The 14,326-nt window shown below is 71.8% G+C and carries 10 protein-coding genes and 1 other RNA gene; 7 read left to right on the forward strand and 4 right to left on the reverse strand.

What is annotated here, in order from left to right:
• Positions 1–8: 8 nt before the first annotated feature.
• Positions 9–656 (forward strand): maleylpyruvate isomerase family mycothiol-dependent enzyme, encoded by a 648-nt coding sequence (locus AC5020_RS00485; RefSeq protein ID WP_464986777.1) that lies wholly within the window; start codon positions 9–11, stop codon positions 654–656.
• 122 nt (positions 657–778) lie between these two features.
• Here AC5020_RS00485 and AC5020_RS00490 read toward each other — a convergent pair whose 3' ends face one another.
• Positions 779–1,306: a DUF4188 domain-containing protein gene (locus tag AC5020_RS00490; RefSeq protein ID WP_464986778.1), complete on the reverse strand. Its 528-nt coding sequence runs from the start codon at positions 1,304–1,306 to the stop codon at positions 779–781.
• A 114-nt stretch (positions 1,307–1,420) separates the two neighbouring features.
• On the opposite strand from AC5020_RS00490, the gene AC5020_RS00495 reads away from it, so the two are divergent.
• Positions 1,421–2,104 carry a MerR family transcriptional regulator gene (locus AC5020_RS00495; RefSeq protein WP_464986779.1) on the forward strand — a complete coding sequence of 228 codons (684 nt, stop codon included), beginning with the start codon at positions 1,421–1,423 and terminating at the stop codon, positions 2,102–2,104.
• Between the two features lie 42 nt (positions 2,105–2,146).
• Positions 2,147–3,151, forward strand: coding sequence for an aldo/keto reductase family protein (locus AC5020_RS00500; protein ID WP_464986780.1), 1,005 nt, complete (start codon positions 2,147–2,149; stop codon positions 3,149–3,151).
• Between the two features lie 130 nt (positions 3,152–3,281).
• Here AC5020_RS00500 and AC5020_RS00505 read toward each other — a convergent pair whose 3' ends face one another.
• Positions 3,282–4,841 (reverse strand): alanine/glycine:cation symporter family protein, encoded by a 1,560-nt coding sequence (locus AC5020_RS00505; protein ID WP_464986781.1) that lies wholly within the window; start codon positions 4,839–4,841, stop codon positions 3,282–3,284.
• A gap of 214 nt (positions 4,842–5,055) precedes the next feature.
• Here AC5020_RS00505 and ffs point away from each other — a divergent pair.
• Both ffs and AC5020_RS00515 read left to right on the forward strand, forming a co-directional pair.
• Positions 5,056–5,152, forward strand: an RNA gene (ffs, locus tag AC5020_RS00510) — signal recognition particle sRNA small type.
• Positions 5,153–5,344: 192 nt separating this feature from the next.
• The gene (locus AC5020_RS00515; protein WP_464986782.1) at positions 5,345–6,214 is read left to right on the forward strand and encodes a CPBP family glutamic-type intramembrane protease; all 870 of its coding nucleotides are present in this window, start codon (positions 5,345–5,347) and stop codon (positions 6,212–6,214) included.
• 149 nt (positions 6,215–6,363) lie between these two features.
• Here the strand turns inward: AC5020_RS00515 and AC5020_RS00520 are convergent, their stop codons facing one another.
• A complete protein-coding gene (locus tag AC5020_RS00520; RefSeq protein ID WP_464986783.1) occupies positions 6,364–7,869 on the reverse strand; it encodes a dicarboxylate/amino acid:cation symporter in 1,506 nt (501 codons plus the stop codon).
• Between the two features lie 168 nt (positions 7,870–8,037).
• On the opposite strand from AC5020_RS00520, the gene AC5020_RS00525 reads away from it, so the two are divergent.
• On the forward strand, positions 8,038–9,186 hold the full coding sequence (locus AC5020_RS00525) for a hypothetical protein (protein WP_464986784.1): 1,149 nt from the start codon (positions 8,038–8,040) through the stop codon (positions 9,184–9,186).
• A 17-nt stretch (positions 9,187–9,203) separates the two neighbouring features.
• Here AC5020_RS00525 and AC5020_RS00530 read toward each other — a convergent pair whose 3' ends face one another.
• Complete coding sequence (locus AC5020_RS00530) at positions 9,204–10,703, reverse strand: hypothetical protein (RefSeq protein WP_464986785.1); 1,500 nt, start codon at positions 10,701–10,703, stop codon at positions 9,204–9,206.
• A 154-nt stretch (positions 10,704–10,857) separates the two neighbouring features.
• On the opposite strand from AC5020_RS00530, the gene AC5020_RS00535 reads away from it, so the two are divergent.
• The gene (locus tag AC5020_RS00535; RefSeq protein WP_464986786.1) at positions 10,858–14,319 is read left to right on the forward strand and encodes a DNA polymerase III subunit gamma and tau; all 3,462 of its coding nucleotides are present in this window, start codon (positions 10,858–10,860) and stop codon (positions 14,317–14,319) included.
• The last annotated feature ends 7 nt before the right edge of the window (positions 14,320–14,326 follow it).

A 14,326-nucleotide genomic window follows, 5' to 3' on the forward strand; every position in this document is an offset into this window, starting at 1 on the left:
CCGGCCCCGTGGACCGCCGACGCGACGACGTGCTCGCGCGCGAACATGCAGCCCTCACCGAGGACCTGCAGGCGCTGTCGCGGGAGCAGTGGGCGCAGGGGTCGCTGTGCGCGGGGTGGACGGTCCACGACGTGGTGGCCCATCTCGGGGCTGTGCTGACCGGGGGATGGGCCTGCTGGGCCGCGCACATGCTGCGGGCCGGTCTGCGCGCCGACGTCTACAACCGTCGCCGAATCAGCCGCTTCGCCGGACCGACTCCGGAGGAGACGCTGAGCCGGTTCGCCGCGATCGGGTCCCGCCACGGGGAGGCGATGCGCCCGGCGACCCGACGGACCGTCCCCTGGCTCGGCGAGGTCATCGTGCATGCCCAAGATATCCGTCGGCCGCTCGGACTGGAGCGGACACCGGAGCAGGATTCAGCGCTGGCGGTCGCGACGTTCTTCGCCTCCCGCGACTACACCGTCAGGAGCCGGTCGCAGGTGAGCGGGCTCCACCTCCGGGCGACCGATGCGTCCTTCGCGCACAATCCGCCCGAGCTGCCGGCGGTGCGCGGTCCACTGCTCGCTCTCGTCATGGTCATGGCCGGTCGCCCGGCCTACCTCGACGACCTGGCGGGCAACGGGGTGGCGACGCTCCGGCGGCGCATGACCCGCTGAGCCGGCTGCGCATGGCGCGAGGAGGCGCTCCTGCTCGAGAATCCGTGCGTCAGCCGCCTGCTCGCCCGGCAGTTCCTCAGCGCCCGAGGCGGCGTGCCCAGGAAGTGTGCCCGGAAGGTGGCTCACGCCCGGCCCAGCCGCTCGCGGGCGGTGCGCCCGCGCGAGGCCAGCGGCGCCGAGCCGGCGGCCTTGGCCAGGCCCACCTCGGCGCCGTTGCCGTAGAAGGTCTCGATTCCCGAGGCGGGAACCTCGAAGGCCTCGTGCCAGATCCCGACGGCTCCGGGATTCTTCCGAGCCGCCGCGTTGAACCGCTTCCACGCCGGCATGTGGGCGCGGGAGGTCATCCGCGCGTACTGGTAGAGGTGCTCGACGCTCTTCCAGTACTGCACCACCCACGGCCCCTTCGGTCCCAGCAGGTTCTCGGCGCTGAGGAACCCCAGGTCCTCGGCCTCGCCCCGCTCGGAGGCGGCGCGGTTGCGCTGGAGCTCGGCGAGCATCCGGGGCATCTCCGCGGCGACCGGCAGCCAGAGGTCCGGTCGCCACGGCTTGTGAATGGTCATGCCGATGTTGAACACCACGACCCCGCCGATCGGGGCATGGGTGAGGTTCGGCGGGCGGGTAGGTGTGACAGAGTCCGGCTGACGGGCCATGGCGCGCTCCTCGCGAGATTAGAAAGTGCTACTTTCTAAGAGTGTGCCGGACCCGTCCCCACGTCAAGGGGTTTCCGTGTCTGGGCCCGAGGAAGCACGACAGAAGGTGACACGATGAGGATCTCCGCCCTCGCGGAACGGACCGGCGTGCCCGTCGGCACCATCAAGTACTACCTGCGAGAGGGCTTGCTGGCCCCGGGCCGTCAGACCTCCCGCACCACCGCCGAGTACGACGAGTCCCACGTCGAGCGGATCCGCCTGGTGCGGGCACTGACCGACGCGGGTGGGCTGGGCATCGCGGCCGTGCGCCGGGTCGTCGTCGCGATCGACGCGCCGGATCCGCAGCGCCACCACGTCCTGGCCACCGCGCACAACGCTCTCGTGGGCAGCGGAGCCGCCCACGCGGAAGCGGAGCGAGGACGGGCGGCCGCGACCGATCAGGATCACGAGCGAGCAGAGGGCCGCGCTGATCCCGCCGGGCTTGACGGGCACGCGCGGCGGTGGGCCTCGCGCCGCGGCTGGTCCGCCGACCCGGCCGATCCGCTCCTGGAACGGCTCGAGCGGGCCTGGGAGGCGTGCGGCGCGGCAGGGATCGAGGTGGACGAGGCCATGCTTGACGACTACGCCGACGCCGTCGAGCAGGTCGCCCGGATCGATGTGGCGTCCGTGCCGACCGGGGCGGACGACGCGGTGCGCCGAGTCATCGTCGGCACCGTCATGACCGAGCCGATGCTGGCCACTCTGCGCCTGCTCGCCCAGCGCCAGGTCGCGATCCGGGGCGAGCAGGAGCCCGGGTGAACACCCCTGCCTGATCGGCCGCTGCGACGTAGGCTGGGAGGTATGGAACATCGTCATCTCGGCCGCAGCGGCCTCAAGATCAGCGAAATCATCTACGGCAACTGGCTGACCCACGCCTCCCAGGTCGAGGACGACCGCGCCCGCGCGTGCGTGCAGGCCGCCCTCGACGCCGGCATCAGCACCTTCGACACCGCCGACACCTACGCCAACACCGCGGCGGAGGTCGTGCTCGGCGAGGCACTCAAGGGGGAGCGGCGCGAGTCGCTGGAGATCTTCACCAAGGTCTACTTCCCCACCGGCCCCAAGGGGCACAACGACACCGGCCTGTCGCGCAAGCACATCCTCGAGTCCATCGACGGGTCGCTGCAACGGCTGCAGACGGATTACGTCGACCTCTACCAGGCTCATCGCTACGACTACGCGACGCCGCTGGAGGAGACCATGCAGGCCTTCGCCGACGTGGTCCACTCCGGCAAGGCCCTCTACATCGGCGTCTCCGAGTGGAACGCGGATCAGATCCGCGCCGGCCTCCAGCTGGCCCGCGAGCTCGGCATCCAGCTGATCTCGAACCAGCCGCAGTACTCGATGCTGTGGCGCGTGATCGAGGAGCGCGTGGTGCCCACCTCGCGCGAGCTCGGCGTCTCCCAGATCGTGTGGTCCCCGATCGCGCAGGGCATCCTGACCGGTAAGTACAAGCCGGGCGCGGAGCCGCCGGAGGGTTCGCGGGCGCGGGACGAGAAGGGCGGCGCGGACATGATCAAGCGCTTCCTGAACGACCCGGTGCTCGAGGCGGTCCAGGGCCTGCTGCCGATCGCCGAGGAGCAGGGCCTGACCCCGGCGCAGCTCGCCGTGGCCTGGGTGCTCTCCAACGACAACGTCGCCGGTGCCATCATCGGCGCCTCGCGGCCCGAGCAGGTCACCGAGAACGTCAAGGCCGCCGGCGTCACCCTCGATGCGGACGTCAAGGCCCGCATCGACGAGGTCCTCGGCGACATCCCCGAGATGGACCCCGCCAAGACGGTCTCCCCGGCGCAGCGCCTCGCCTGAGATACCTCACCTGGGCTCATCGCCCGGAAGACGACGACGGCTCGGCCCCGATGTGGGGCCGAGCCGTCGTCTCTGTGTGGAGCTCGTGCCGCGCCGGTTCAGAGGCGTCGGTTCACCGCAGTGTGGGCTCTCAGAGCGGGCGGGTCTCCGGGCCCTTGGTGCGGCCCGCGATCTCCTCGCCGGTCGCGCCGGGTGTGATCAGCCCGTCGGCCCGCAGCTCCCAGAACTCGGCGTTGCGGATGCCGACGTTGCGCGGGTCGAACTGGGGATCCAGCCCCTGCTTCTTCTGCTGCTGGTAGTCCTTCAGGGCCTTCAGCGCCGGTCCCTGCATGATGAGGATCGCGACGACGTTCAGCCATGCCATCAGGCCCACGCCGACGTCCCCGAGCGCCCAGGCGTCACCGGTGGTGGCGACCGAGCCGTAGACCACCGAGACCAGGATCAGCGCCTGCAGGCAACGGATCAGCACGCGGCGCACGGTGCGGCTGGGGATGAAGCGGTTGAGGTAGGTCAGGTTGACCTCGGCCATGTAGTAGTAGGCCACGATCGTGGTGAAGGCGAAGAAGAACAGGGCGATCGCCACGAACGTCGGCCCGAGGCCCTGGAAGACGGTCTCGAAACCGTTCTGCGCGTACTCGGGGCCGTAGTCGGTGCCCTCGGGGATGGCGCCCTGGTACAGCACCGTCTCCTCGTCGAGCGCGAACACCTGGTACATGTTCGTCGAGATGATCAGGAACGCGGTGGCGGTGCACACGAACAGGGTGTCGACGTAGACCGCGAAGGACTGCGCGAAGCCCTGCTTGGCGGGGTGGGAGACCTCGGCGGCTGCCGCCGCGTGCGGGCCCGTGCCCTGGCCGGCCTCGTTGGAGTACAGGCCGCGCTTGACGCCCATCTCGATGGCCTTGCCCACGATCGCGCCGAAGGCCGCGTTCATGCCGAAGGCGCTGGAGAAGATAGTGCCGAAGACGTGGCCGATCTGGTCGAAGTTCACGAAGAACACCACCAGCGCCAGGATGATGTAAAGGACCGCCATGATCGGCACCACGATCATCGCGAAGTGCGCGATGCGCTTGACGCCGCCGATGATGATGAAGGCCAGCAGAATGATCAGGCCCACGGCGGTCATCCAGTGCGGGATGTTCCAGGCCTCGAAGACGGCCGAGGAGACGCCGTTGCCCTGCACGCCCGGCAGGAAGAAGCACATGGCGATGATGGTGAGCACCGCGAACACGGCCGCGTAGACCTTGAAGACGGGAGCGGCGGCGGTGTGCTTGTACGCCTTCTCGATGTAATAGGCCGGGCCACCTCGGTACTCGCCGGTGTCGAGGTCCTTCTCCTTGTAGATCTGGCCCAGGGTGCACTCGATGAAGGAGGTCGCGGCGCCGAGCAGCGCGATCACCCACATCCAGAACACGGCACCGGGGCCGCCGAGGGCGATCGCCGTGGCGACGCCGCCAATGTTGCCCATACCCACGCGGCCGGCGAGGGACATCATGAGGGACTGGAAGGAGGACGTGCCGTCGGGGGAGGACTCGCCCTTCTTCAGCTGCGAGACCATATCCGGGATGCACCGGATCTGCAGGAACACGGTGCGCAGGGTGAAGTAGAGGCCGGCCAGCAGCAACAGGATGACCAAGGGCAGAGCCCAGACCACCCCATTCAGCATCCCGACCACGTCGGCGAAAGTCATGTCAGCCCTCCTGAGGCATTGAGGAAGCGGTGGCGACGTCGACACCGGAGGTGCGTGACCGGGGACACGGCCGCGCGCTGGAGGAAACCTACCCGACCGTCTCGGCGTCGAGCCCGTATTCAGCTCCGCGTTGCCGGGTCGTGATCAAACTGTCAGGGAAGCGGCATGGCGCACACCGGTTCGAAGTCGCCCGGGAGGAGCCGCTACACTCGTATGCGACCCCTCGTGCGGTGTCACCTCGCTGAACTCCCCCAGGGCTTGACGGCAGCAAGGGCAGGCGGGCTCTGGCAGGTGCGCGAGGGGTCCTTCATGCCCTCTGGCCAGCCGGTGCGCGCGAGGCCGACCCGGCGGCAGTTCCCAGGGCACCACTGCTCTCGTCGTGGGGGATGTCCTCCACCCGATGCGGCGGGGAGCCCCGTATCCGGCGCCGGTGCCGGATTCCTACGGTGGAGCCCGACGCGGAATCGCACCCGGCGCCGCGCACCGTCCCTCAGGAGCGCACGATGTCCTCGAATCCCGCCGTGCCCCCGGCGCTCTCCGCGTCCGCGTCCGCCTCCGATGCTCGTCCCGACTACGGACGCGTCGCCCTGTTCATGGCCGTGGCCACTGCCGCTACCGTCGCCCTCTCGATCCCGTTCGCCATCGGAGTGCTGCCGGAGGCCGCCGTCGGCGTCGTCGTGCCATTGGCCCAGCTCTTCCCGCTGATCGCCGCCCTCCTGGTCCGCCGGCGCGGAGAGGCGTGGTGGCGCTCGCTCGCGCTGGCCGTGCCCTCCTGGAGGGCGCTGGGCATCGCCGCCCTCGCTGCCGTCGCGGCCTTCACCGTGGTACCGCTGGCCCGTGTGCTGATCGGGTTCGGTGCGGGGGCTCCGCCGATGGCCGACGGCCCGCCGCTGGCCGGCCTCGTGGCAGCGGTCCCGGCCGTCTTCGTCATGCAGGCCGTGTTCGCGATCGGCGAGGAGGCCGGCTGGCGAGGCTGGCTGCACCGAGAGCTCGCGCCGCTCGGCTTCTGGGCGATGTCGCTGAGCATCGGGGTGATGTGGGCCGTGTGGCATCTGCCGATCGTGGTCGCCTTCGGGTTCTCTCCGCGGGAGGCGATCGCCTATCTGGGCACGATCGTCGCCGTCGCGCCGCTGCTGTCGGCGCTGCGAGAGATCTCCGGGACCGTCTGGGCGGCCGTCATCGGCCACGGGCTGCTCAACAGCCTCCGTGTCGGGATCGAGCAGAACGTGCTGGGACCCGTCGGCCCGGGCCTCGGGTGGCTGCTGGACGTGGCCTCGTGGGCGCTGTGGCTCGCGGTGGCCTGGATGGTGCTGCGCGCCGCCGCTCCGGCCCGTCGGGTCGGTGCCGACGGATCAGACCAGCCGGACCGGTGATCCGTACTGCGCCACCTGGATGTCAGAGGTCGGACGTGATGGCCACCAGGCGTCCATGGACGCAGAAGCGGGGCCCCGGAATGCCGAGGGGCGCACATGCGCCGCACTCTGCACTCCGGAGCCCCGCTCAGCGGTGCCTCCGCCAGGGGTCAGACCGAGGTGGCCTGCTTTTCCCGGGCGTCGGGGTCGATGATCGCGTCATCGGCCGGGGCGCCCGGCTCGGTGGCCTCGGCGTGGGCGGCCGCGGCCGCTCGTGCTTCCTCGGCCTGCTCAGCCTGGATGGCCTGGAACGAGGTGCGGCGCGCGGCGTCGTAGGTCTCGTGGTCCAGGATCCGCTCGCGGCGGGAGACGATCACCGGCACCAGTGACTGGCCGGTCACGTTCAACGCGGTGCGGCCCATGTCGAGGATCGGGTCGACGGCGAGCAGCAGGCCCACGCCCTCCAGCGGCAGGCCCAGCGTGGACAGCGTCAGCGTGAGCATGACGGTCGCGCCGGTCATGCCCGCGGTGGCCGCCGAGCCCAGCACGGAGACCAGCACGATCAGCAGGTAATCCGTGACGCCGAGGGAGACGCCGTAGAAGTTCGCCACGAAGATCGCGGCCAGGGCCGGGTAGATCGCGGCGCAGCCGTCCATCTTGGTGGTCGAGCCCAGCGGGACCGCGAAGGAGGCGTAGTGGCGCGGGACGCCCATGCGCTCGGTGACGGTCTGGGTCATCGGCATGGTGCCCAGCGAGCTGCGGGAGACGAAGCCGAGCGAGGTCGCCGGCCACACGCCGCGGAAGAAGGAGGCGACGCTGAGGCCGTTGACCTTCAGCAGCACCGGGTAGACGACCAGCAGCACCAGCAGCAGGCCGATGTAGATGTCGGCCGTGAACACGCCGAGCTGGCCGATGGCCTCCCAGCCGTAGCTGGCCACCGCGTTGCCGAGCAGGCCCACGGTGCCGATCGGGGCGAGGCGGATGACCCACCACAGCATCTTCTGCACGATCTCCAGCGCGGAGCCGGTGAACCGCAGGAACGGCTCGGCCCTCTCGCCCACGGAGAGCACCGCGATGCCGACGGCGATGGAGATGACCAGGATCTGCAGGGCGTTGAAGCCGAGCGAGACCGAGCCGTCGTCGCCCACGCTGCCCTCGATGCCCAGGAAGTTGGCCGGGACCAGGCCGGTGAGGAAGTCGAGCCAGGTGCCCTGGGTGGAGGAGGCCTCGGCGGCGTCCGCGGAGACGCCGGAGTTCGCACCGGGCGTGGTCAGGGCGCCCAGGCCGATGCCGATCAGCACGGCGATCATGGAGGTGATCGCGAACCACAGCAGCGTCTTCCACGCCAGTCGGGCGGCGTTGGTGACGTTGCGCAGGTTCGCGATGGAGGTGACGATCGCGAGGAAGATCAGCGGCGGGACCAGGGCCTTCAGCAGCGTCACGAAGATCGAGCCGATGGTCTCGAGGGTCGTGGTCAGCCAGTTCGGGCCGTCACCGCCATCTTCGCCCGCGCCGGGCACGGGACCGATCTGCGCGGCGACCAGCCCGAGGACCACGCCGAGGACGAGGCCGATGAGGACCTGCCAGCCGAAGGGGATCCGCGTGATCGCGCGCAGCGGATTGCGAGAGCGCGTGGGGGGCGCCTCGCCGGCGGGGGAGGAGGTTGAAGTATTCACAGCCGAAGACGCTACGCGCGTGAGGGGTTCGGATCAATACTTTGCCTACGGCATCACACAAGGAGCGCTTATGCCTCGAGTGGCCTCCGCCGGTCGGCTGATGGGGGCGGCCTGAAACGTCGCCGCGCGGACGATGTGCCGGCCGCGGCAGGTGGGCACCGTGGAACCATGCCCGAGCCCCGCAGCGGTCGCCACCCCGAGTCCGCGGCCCGATCCGAACCCGAGAGTCTCGCCGAACCTGCCGCCCATTCCGAGCCCGAGACTCATGCCGAACCTGCCGCCCATTCCGAGCCCGAGAGCCTCGCCGATACCGCGAGCCGTCCGGAAGCCGAGGCTCCGGCCGCGCAGGAACCGACGCGGTTCGCGGCCGACGTCGACTACAGCGGCCGGGCCGACGGTCATGACTATCAGGTCCGTGTGCGGCACCGCTTCCTCGACACCTCCTTCACGGTCACCATCGACGGCGTCGAGCACGACCCCAAGGCCGAGCAGAAGGCCGCCTCCGAAGGGAACCCGCAGGATGACGGCCTGGCGTTCCGACTGGAGGAGAACTTCACCGTCACCTACGCCACGGTGCGCCGCCCGGGCAAGGACGGTGAGCTCGCCGACGCCGAGGTGCTCGCCGTGCGCACCGCCGGCCTGGGCGGCGCCGGGGAGGTCGACGTCCGCAGCGGTCTCCAGCGGATCCCGCTCGCGCCCGAGGAGGGCAGCCCGTCGGCCGCCCGCGATCGTCGGCGCACCGCCCATCCCACGCGCTACGCCCTGCTCGCGGCACTGGCCAAGGCCGCCGGATTCCTGCTGCCGCTGCTCGGGATCGGGGCGCTGTTCAGCGGGTTCCTCCGACCGGCGATCGAATGGATCCTTGCCCGCATCCAGCCCGTGACCGACGCGATCGCCGCCTTCATCGCGCCGATCCGGGAGTGGATCGCCGATCTGCTGCGGCCTCTGGTGGAGCTTCGGGACCGGATCCTGGGCCCGGTGCAGGAATTTCTCTCGAACCTCCTCCGGCCCGTCCGCGACGGCCTGGCCTGGCTGCGCGAGCGGCTGTTGGGATGGATACCGGAGTTGGATCTGCCCGTCGACATCCCGGGCTGGGTGGCCGACATCGCCGTGCCGGTCATCGTGGTGCTCGTCGTCTTCGTCATCACCCGCCAGCGCCTGCGGGCGCGCGCGAAGCGGCTGCACGAGGCGCGCACCTCGGGAGGCTCGAGCCGGGCGCCGGCCGCTGAGGACCCTGGTGCGGCGCGCACGTCGGCCATGTCGAGCGAGGCTTCGACGTCGGACGATCCGGACGACGGCGACGGGCGGGGGAGCTGAGCGCCTGGACCGCCGTACTACTTCTCGGAGTCGGAGGTGTAGTCGAAGCCGGAACCGGCACCGGAACCGGAATCGGAGCTGGAATCGAAACCAGAGCTGGAGTCGGAACCGGTGCCGGAGTCCGGATCCGGTGCGGCGGACCCACACGCCGGGCTGCGCCGGCGGGCGTGATCGACGCGCTGGGTGCGCCGGATGTACACGGCCAGCGCGACCATGACGACGACGGTCGCCATTGCTGCCCACCAGCGGAGGCTTCCGGCCTCCGCGTCCGTCATGAGCACCGCGAAGACGAAGATCAGTGGGATCAGAGCGGCCAGCGCACGGATGGCTCGGACGTTGCGCCGGTGATCCTCCGGCTTCGTGCTCAGGGCGTTGTCACCGATCGCGATGTGAGGCAGGAAGGCGGCGGTGAGCGGGAGGATGACGAACACCGTCAGCGCCAGCGCGCCCAGCATTCCGAAGAGCAGGGCCATCAGCGCCGCCATCCCGACCCATCCCGGCAGCGGCACGTCGCGCGTGACGAAGCCGGCCCAGTCGATCGCCCCCAGCGGCCGGGCGGCGAACCCCCGCCACACCGGCGGCAGCAGCCCGACCAGGGCGCTCGGAAGCAGGACCACGCCGACCGTCACGAAGGGCAGCGTGAGCGCGCGGTACAGAGCCGCCAGGGTGATGCCGAGCTTTTCGTCCCGGCGCCACAGCGACTCGATCACCGCCCACAGCGGAGCGGGCACGGCGGACAGCGGCACGATCCACGCCACCCGGCCGGCCCGGTCGTCGTCGATGCCGCTCAGCGTGATCAGCACTGTGGCGCTCAGCGAGGCGAGTGCGCCGAGGAGCAGGAGGATCCCGGTCCCGGGGGAGACCAGCCTGCGCAGCATGCCGTCGGATGCGCGCGTGACCACCCGGGGACCTGTCGGCACGGCAGCGGACGCGCCCTCGTCCTCGGCGTGCTCGTTGGCAGTGGTGCCGTCTTCGTCCTCGACTGTGCGGTCCATCGCATCGGCGGAGCGGTCGGGCTCCTCCTGGACGGCGCTGCGCCGGTCACGAGCGTTGAGGACCAGCAGGAGGAGCGAGAGCACCGCGATGAGCACCGTGACCGTGACCAGGCCGAGGGCGATGAGGTACGGCAGGTCCGGCGGCAGCGGGATGCCCAGGCGAAGGCGGGGCAGGGCACTGTCGCGGATCCCGTGAGCCGCGGCGAGCGTCAGCACGAGGAACAGGGAGATCCCCGAGGCGACCAGGGCGCAGGCGGCGGGGACGGCGTCCACCGGACGCGAGCGGCGAGTGGCGCGGATCCACCCTGCCCCGTCGACGAGCACGTAGATCAGCAGCGGCAGCTGGACCGCGGCCGCCGCAACGTAGCCCAGCGGGCTCTGGTACGGGGCGTAGTAGGCGGCCAGCAGGGTGGCGACGGGGCACAGGATGGCCAGCGCCAGCCCCAGCACGATCCGCACGGCGGAGGTCGGCCGGGGGCGTACGTCCTCCTCGGACGGGGTGAGGGCGAACATGCTCGACATCTTTCCACCGACCGGTGCGCCGCGCTCTCTGCCCGCCCGGCCGTGGACGGATGGTCGCACGCCCGTCGCGGCCGCGGTTCCTCCCCAGGGGAGTGCTGTCCCCAACATGTGCACGACAGGCGGGGCCGTCGGTCGTCTCCATTAGCCTGTGGGGGTGGCCACCGCTCTGTACCGTCGTTACCGCCCGGAGTCCTTCGCCGAGGTGATCGGCCAGGACCACGTCACCACGCCCTTGCGGCGTGCGCTGCGCGCGGGCCGCATCGGTCACGCCTATCTGTTCTCGGGTCCGCGAGGCTGCGGCAAGACCACCTCGGCGCGTATCCTCGCCCGCTGCCTGAACTGCGCCGAGGGGCCGACGGATACGCCGTGCGGGCAGTGCGATTCCTGCCGTGACCTGGCCCGCGGCGGCTCCGGCAGTCTCGACGTGGTCGAGATCGACGCCGCCAGCCACGGTGGCGTGGACGACGCCCGCGAGCTGCGCGAGCGAGCGTCCTTCGCGCCGGTGCGCGATCGCTACAAGGTGTTCATCATCGATGAGGCCCACATGGTCACCTCCGCGGGCTTCAACGCGCTGCTCAAGCTCGTCGAGGAGCCTCCGGAGCACGTGAAGTTCGTCTTCGCGACCACCGAGCCGGACAAGGTCATCGGCACCATCCGCTCGCGCACCCACCACTACCCGTTCCGCCTGATCCCGCCGCAGGTGCTGGCTCCCTACCTCGACGAGGTCTGCGCGGCCGAGGGCGTGCAGGTCGGCGAGGGCGTGATGCCGCTGGTGGTGCGCGCCGGCGGAGGCTCGGCGCGTGACTCGCTCTCGGTGCTGGACCAGCTGATGGCCGGCGCCGGTGAGGACGGGCTCGACTTCCCCACCGCGATCGCGCTGCTGGGCTTCACCGACACCGCGCTGCTGGATACCGCCATCACCGCGGTCGCCCAGCGTGACGCCGCCTCCTTGTACGAGGCGGTCGAGCACGTCCTGGCCACCGGGCACGAGCCCCGCCGTTTCGTGGAGGACGTGCTCGAGCGGATGCGGGACCTGATCGTGCTGGCCGCCGTGCCGGATCGCGGCGCTGACCTGCTGCCGCAGGTCCCGGCGGACGAGCTCGAGCGCATGCGCACCCAGGCGGGGATGTTCGCGCCCGCGGACCTGTCCGTCTGCGGTGACCTCGTCCACGAGACGCTCTCGACCATGAGCGGGGCGACCTCACCGCGGCTGCACCTCGAACTGCTCGCCGCGCGGCTGGTGCTGCGCGACGAGCGGGCCGCTGCCCCCGCTCGAGCCGATGGGCAGGCACCGGCAGAGGGCCGCCCGGCCTCGGCCCCGCCCGGGCAGGGAGGCCAGGCCGCCGCAGGCCCGTCCGCCGGTCCGACGTCGGCCGCTCAGGGCTCGCAGCCGGCGCCGGCGGCATCCGGTGGCCGCGAAGAGGCTCGCCGGATCGCCCAGGAGAAGGTCGAAGCGGCCCGGCAGGCGCGCAGCGGCAACGCTCCCTCCCAGGCCGCCTCGTCGCAGTCGGCGGGGGAGCGGCCCGATTCCGCCGTCCCCGCACGGCAGCCGGCGCCCGGATCCGGGGAGCGGCAGAACGCTCCTGCAGCCCGCGAGGGCCAGGCCGCCGCACGGCCTGACGGCCGATCGGCGCCGGACGGATGGGACAGCACGCCCTCCCGACCGGCCCAGAGCGACCGCGACTCCGGGCCCTCGCGCCCTGCCCAGGGCGGTGGGGACGCCCAGCCGTCGCGCCCGGCACAGGATGGCTGGGACGCCCAGCTCTCGCGCCCGTCGCAGACGCCCGTGGAGCCTCGGACTGCCGCGCAGCAGGCCGCTCCACCGGCCGCGTCCTCCACGGCGGGGGCAGCGGCGAACTCTTCCGGCGTCGACGCGCAGGCTCAGGGCATCGTGGACGCGGCCACGGTGCGCGAGCACTGGTCGGCGATCCTCGACGAGCTCGCCCAGATCCGGCGCCCCAGCTGGGTGCTGGTCGCCCAGAACGCGCACGTCAATTCGATGAACGGCTCGACGCTGCTGGTCGGGTTCCGCACCGAGGGCCTGGTCGCGGCGTTCCGTCGAGGGACCGTCGCGCAGAACGTCGCCGACGCCGTCAGGCGCATCATCCGCGTCGAGGTCACGGTCGACGCGATCGTGGCCGAGGACCCGGGGCCCGGAGGTCCCGGTGACGGCGGCCCGGACGATGGCGGTCCCGATGACGGAGGCGGACGCGGGTCCGGTCCCGACGTTGACGGTGGCCCGGAGACCGGCATCGCGCGGTCCGTCCCGGCTGCCGCCGGGAACCGATGGGACCGGGGCCGCCCCGAGGCGTCGGCGGCTCCCGGTGCATCGGGCCAGGAACGTCCGGTCCCGTCCTGGGGCGAGGCCGCGCCCGCCATGGCGCCGCAGGGCAGCGCGCAGGGAAGAGGCCCGTCCTCCTCCGCACCCTGGGCCGCTGATCGCTCCGGTGCAGGGACGGCGCCCGCGCGCAGCCAGTCCTCACCCGCGGCCCCGCACGCCCGTCGCGAGGGCGGCACGATCACTGCGGAGCGCCCCGAGGACTTCCCTCCCGAGCCCGACGACCCGTATCCGCCCGATCCCGAGGATCTTCCGCCTCAGGACGTCGCACCGCACCGCGCCGATGCTGCTCCGCAGCAGAGCGCGCCCCCGCAGCGGGACCCGTCTGCACCTGCTCCCGAGTCGCCTGGGCCCTCCACCCGCTGGTCCGACGCTCTCGCGCCGGCACCGGCACCGGCACCGGGACCAGGACCGGCAGCCGACGTTCCGGGTGAGCCCGGAACCAGCGGCAGCGCCCAGCCCGAGCCAGGCCCTCGCGCCGAGCCCGGAGCAGGCCCTCGCGCCGAGCCGGAGACGGGCGTCCGCGCCGAGCCGGCGACCGAGATCCCCGTCGTGGAGGACGAAGGCCGCGACACCCTGCCTCCGGGCCAGCCCCGCACCTATGGACAGAACGCCCTGCGGCGGGCGATCGCCGAAGACCGAGTGGTCCATTCCCGCCCCGCCACCCGTGACACGCGCCCGTGGTCGGACGCACTGCCCTCCGACGCCGGAGCACACGAGGAGCCGGTGGCGCCTGCCGCCGACGACCCGGCAGTTCCCTCGCCCGGTGACGAGGAGCCGGCCGGGGCAGTCCCCGTCGAGAGGGCGATCCCGTCTGCGGGGCCCGTCGAGTCGCCGACGCCATCTGTGACGCCCTCGGAGCCGCCGGCGCCATCTGCGACGGACTCGCAGCCGCCGGCCGAGTCGGCATCTGCGCGGGCAGCCGCGTCATGGGGTGCCGCGGCGACGGTCAGCTCGGAGCCGAGCCCGGCCTCGGCGCCGGAACGCTCCGCGCCGTCGGAGTCGCCCGCAGCGCCGGAGGCCCAGGCTCCCGCCCCCGCCCGCACCGGAGCCGCCCTGGCCCGCGAAGCTGCGCTGGCCTCTCGCACGGCCGGTCTGCGCACACGCAGCGCCACCGCGGAGCCCGCTGAGGGCGCTTCGGCCCCCGTCGACCCCACCGGCGGCGCGTCCCGCGACGACGAGGACGCCGTGGTGGCCACGCGCAATGGCCGTGAGGTCATCGAAACGGTCCTCGGCGGCAAGATCATCGAGGTCATCGACGAGACCGACCGGTACTGAGCCGGCC

Source organism: Brachybacterium sp. SYSU DS0246 (assembly GCF_059391765.1).

Bases quoted from the DNA above. Each gene is read 5' to 3' on its own strand.
- AC5020_RS00490 (WP_464986778.1), bottom strand. From the start codon at position 1,306: ATGGCCCGTCAGCCGGACTCTGTCACACCTACCCGCCCGCCGAACCTC.
- AC5020_RS00495 (WP_464986779.1), top strand. From the start codon at position 1,421: ATGAGGATCTCCGCCCTCGCGGAACGGACCGGCGTGCCCGTCGGCACC.
- AC5020_RS00500 (WP_464986780.1), top strand. From the start codon at position 2,147: ATGGAACATCGTCATCTCGGCCGCAGCGGCCTCAAGATCAGCGAAATC.
- AC5020_RS00505 (WP_464986781.1), bottom strand. From the start codon at position 4,841: ATGACTTTCGCCGACGTGGTCGGGATGCTGAATGGGGTGGTCTGGGCT.
- AC5020_RS00515 (WP_464986782.1), top strand. From the start codon at position 5,345: ATGTCCTCGAATCCCGCCGTGCCCCCGGCGCTCTCCGCGTCCGCGTCC.
- AC5020_RS00525 (WP_464986784.1), top strand. From the start codon at position 8,038: ATGCCCGAGCCCCGCAGCGGTCGCCACCCCGAGTCCGCGGCCCGATCC.
- AC5020_RS00530 (WP_464986785.1), bottom strand. From the start codon at position 10,703: ATGTCGAGCATGTTCGCCCTCACCCCGTCCGAGGAGGACGTACGCCCC.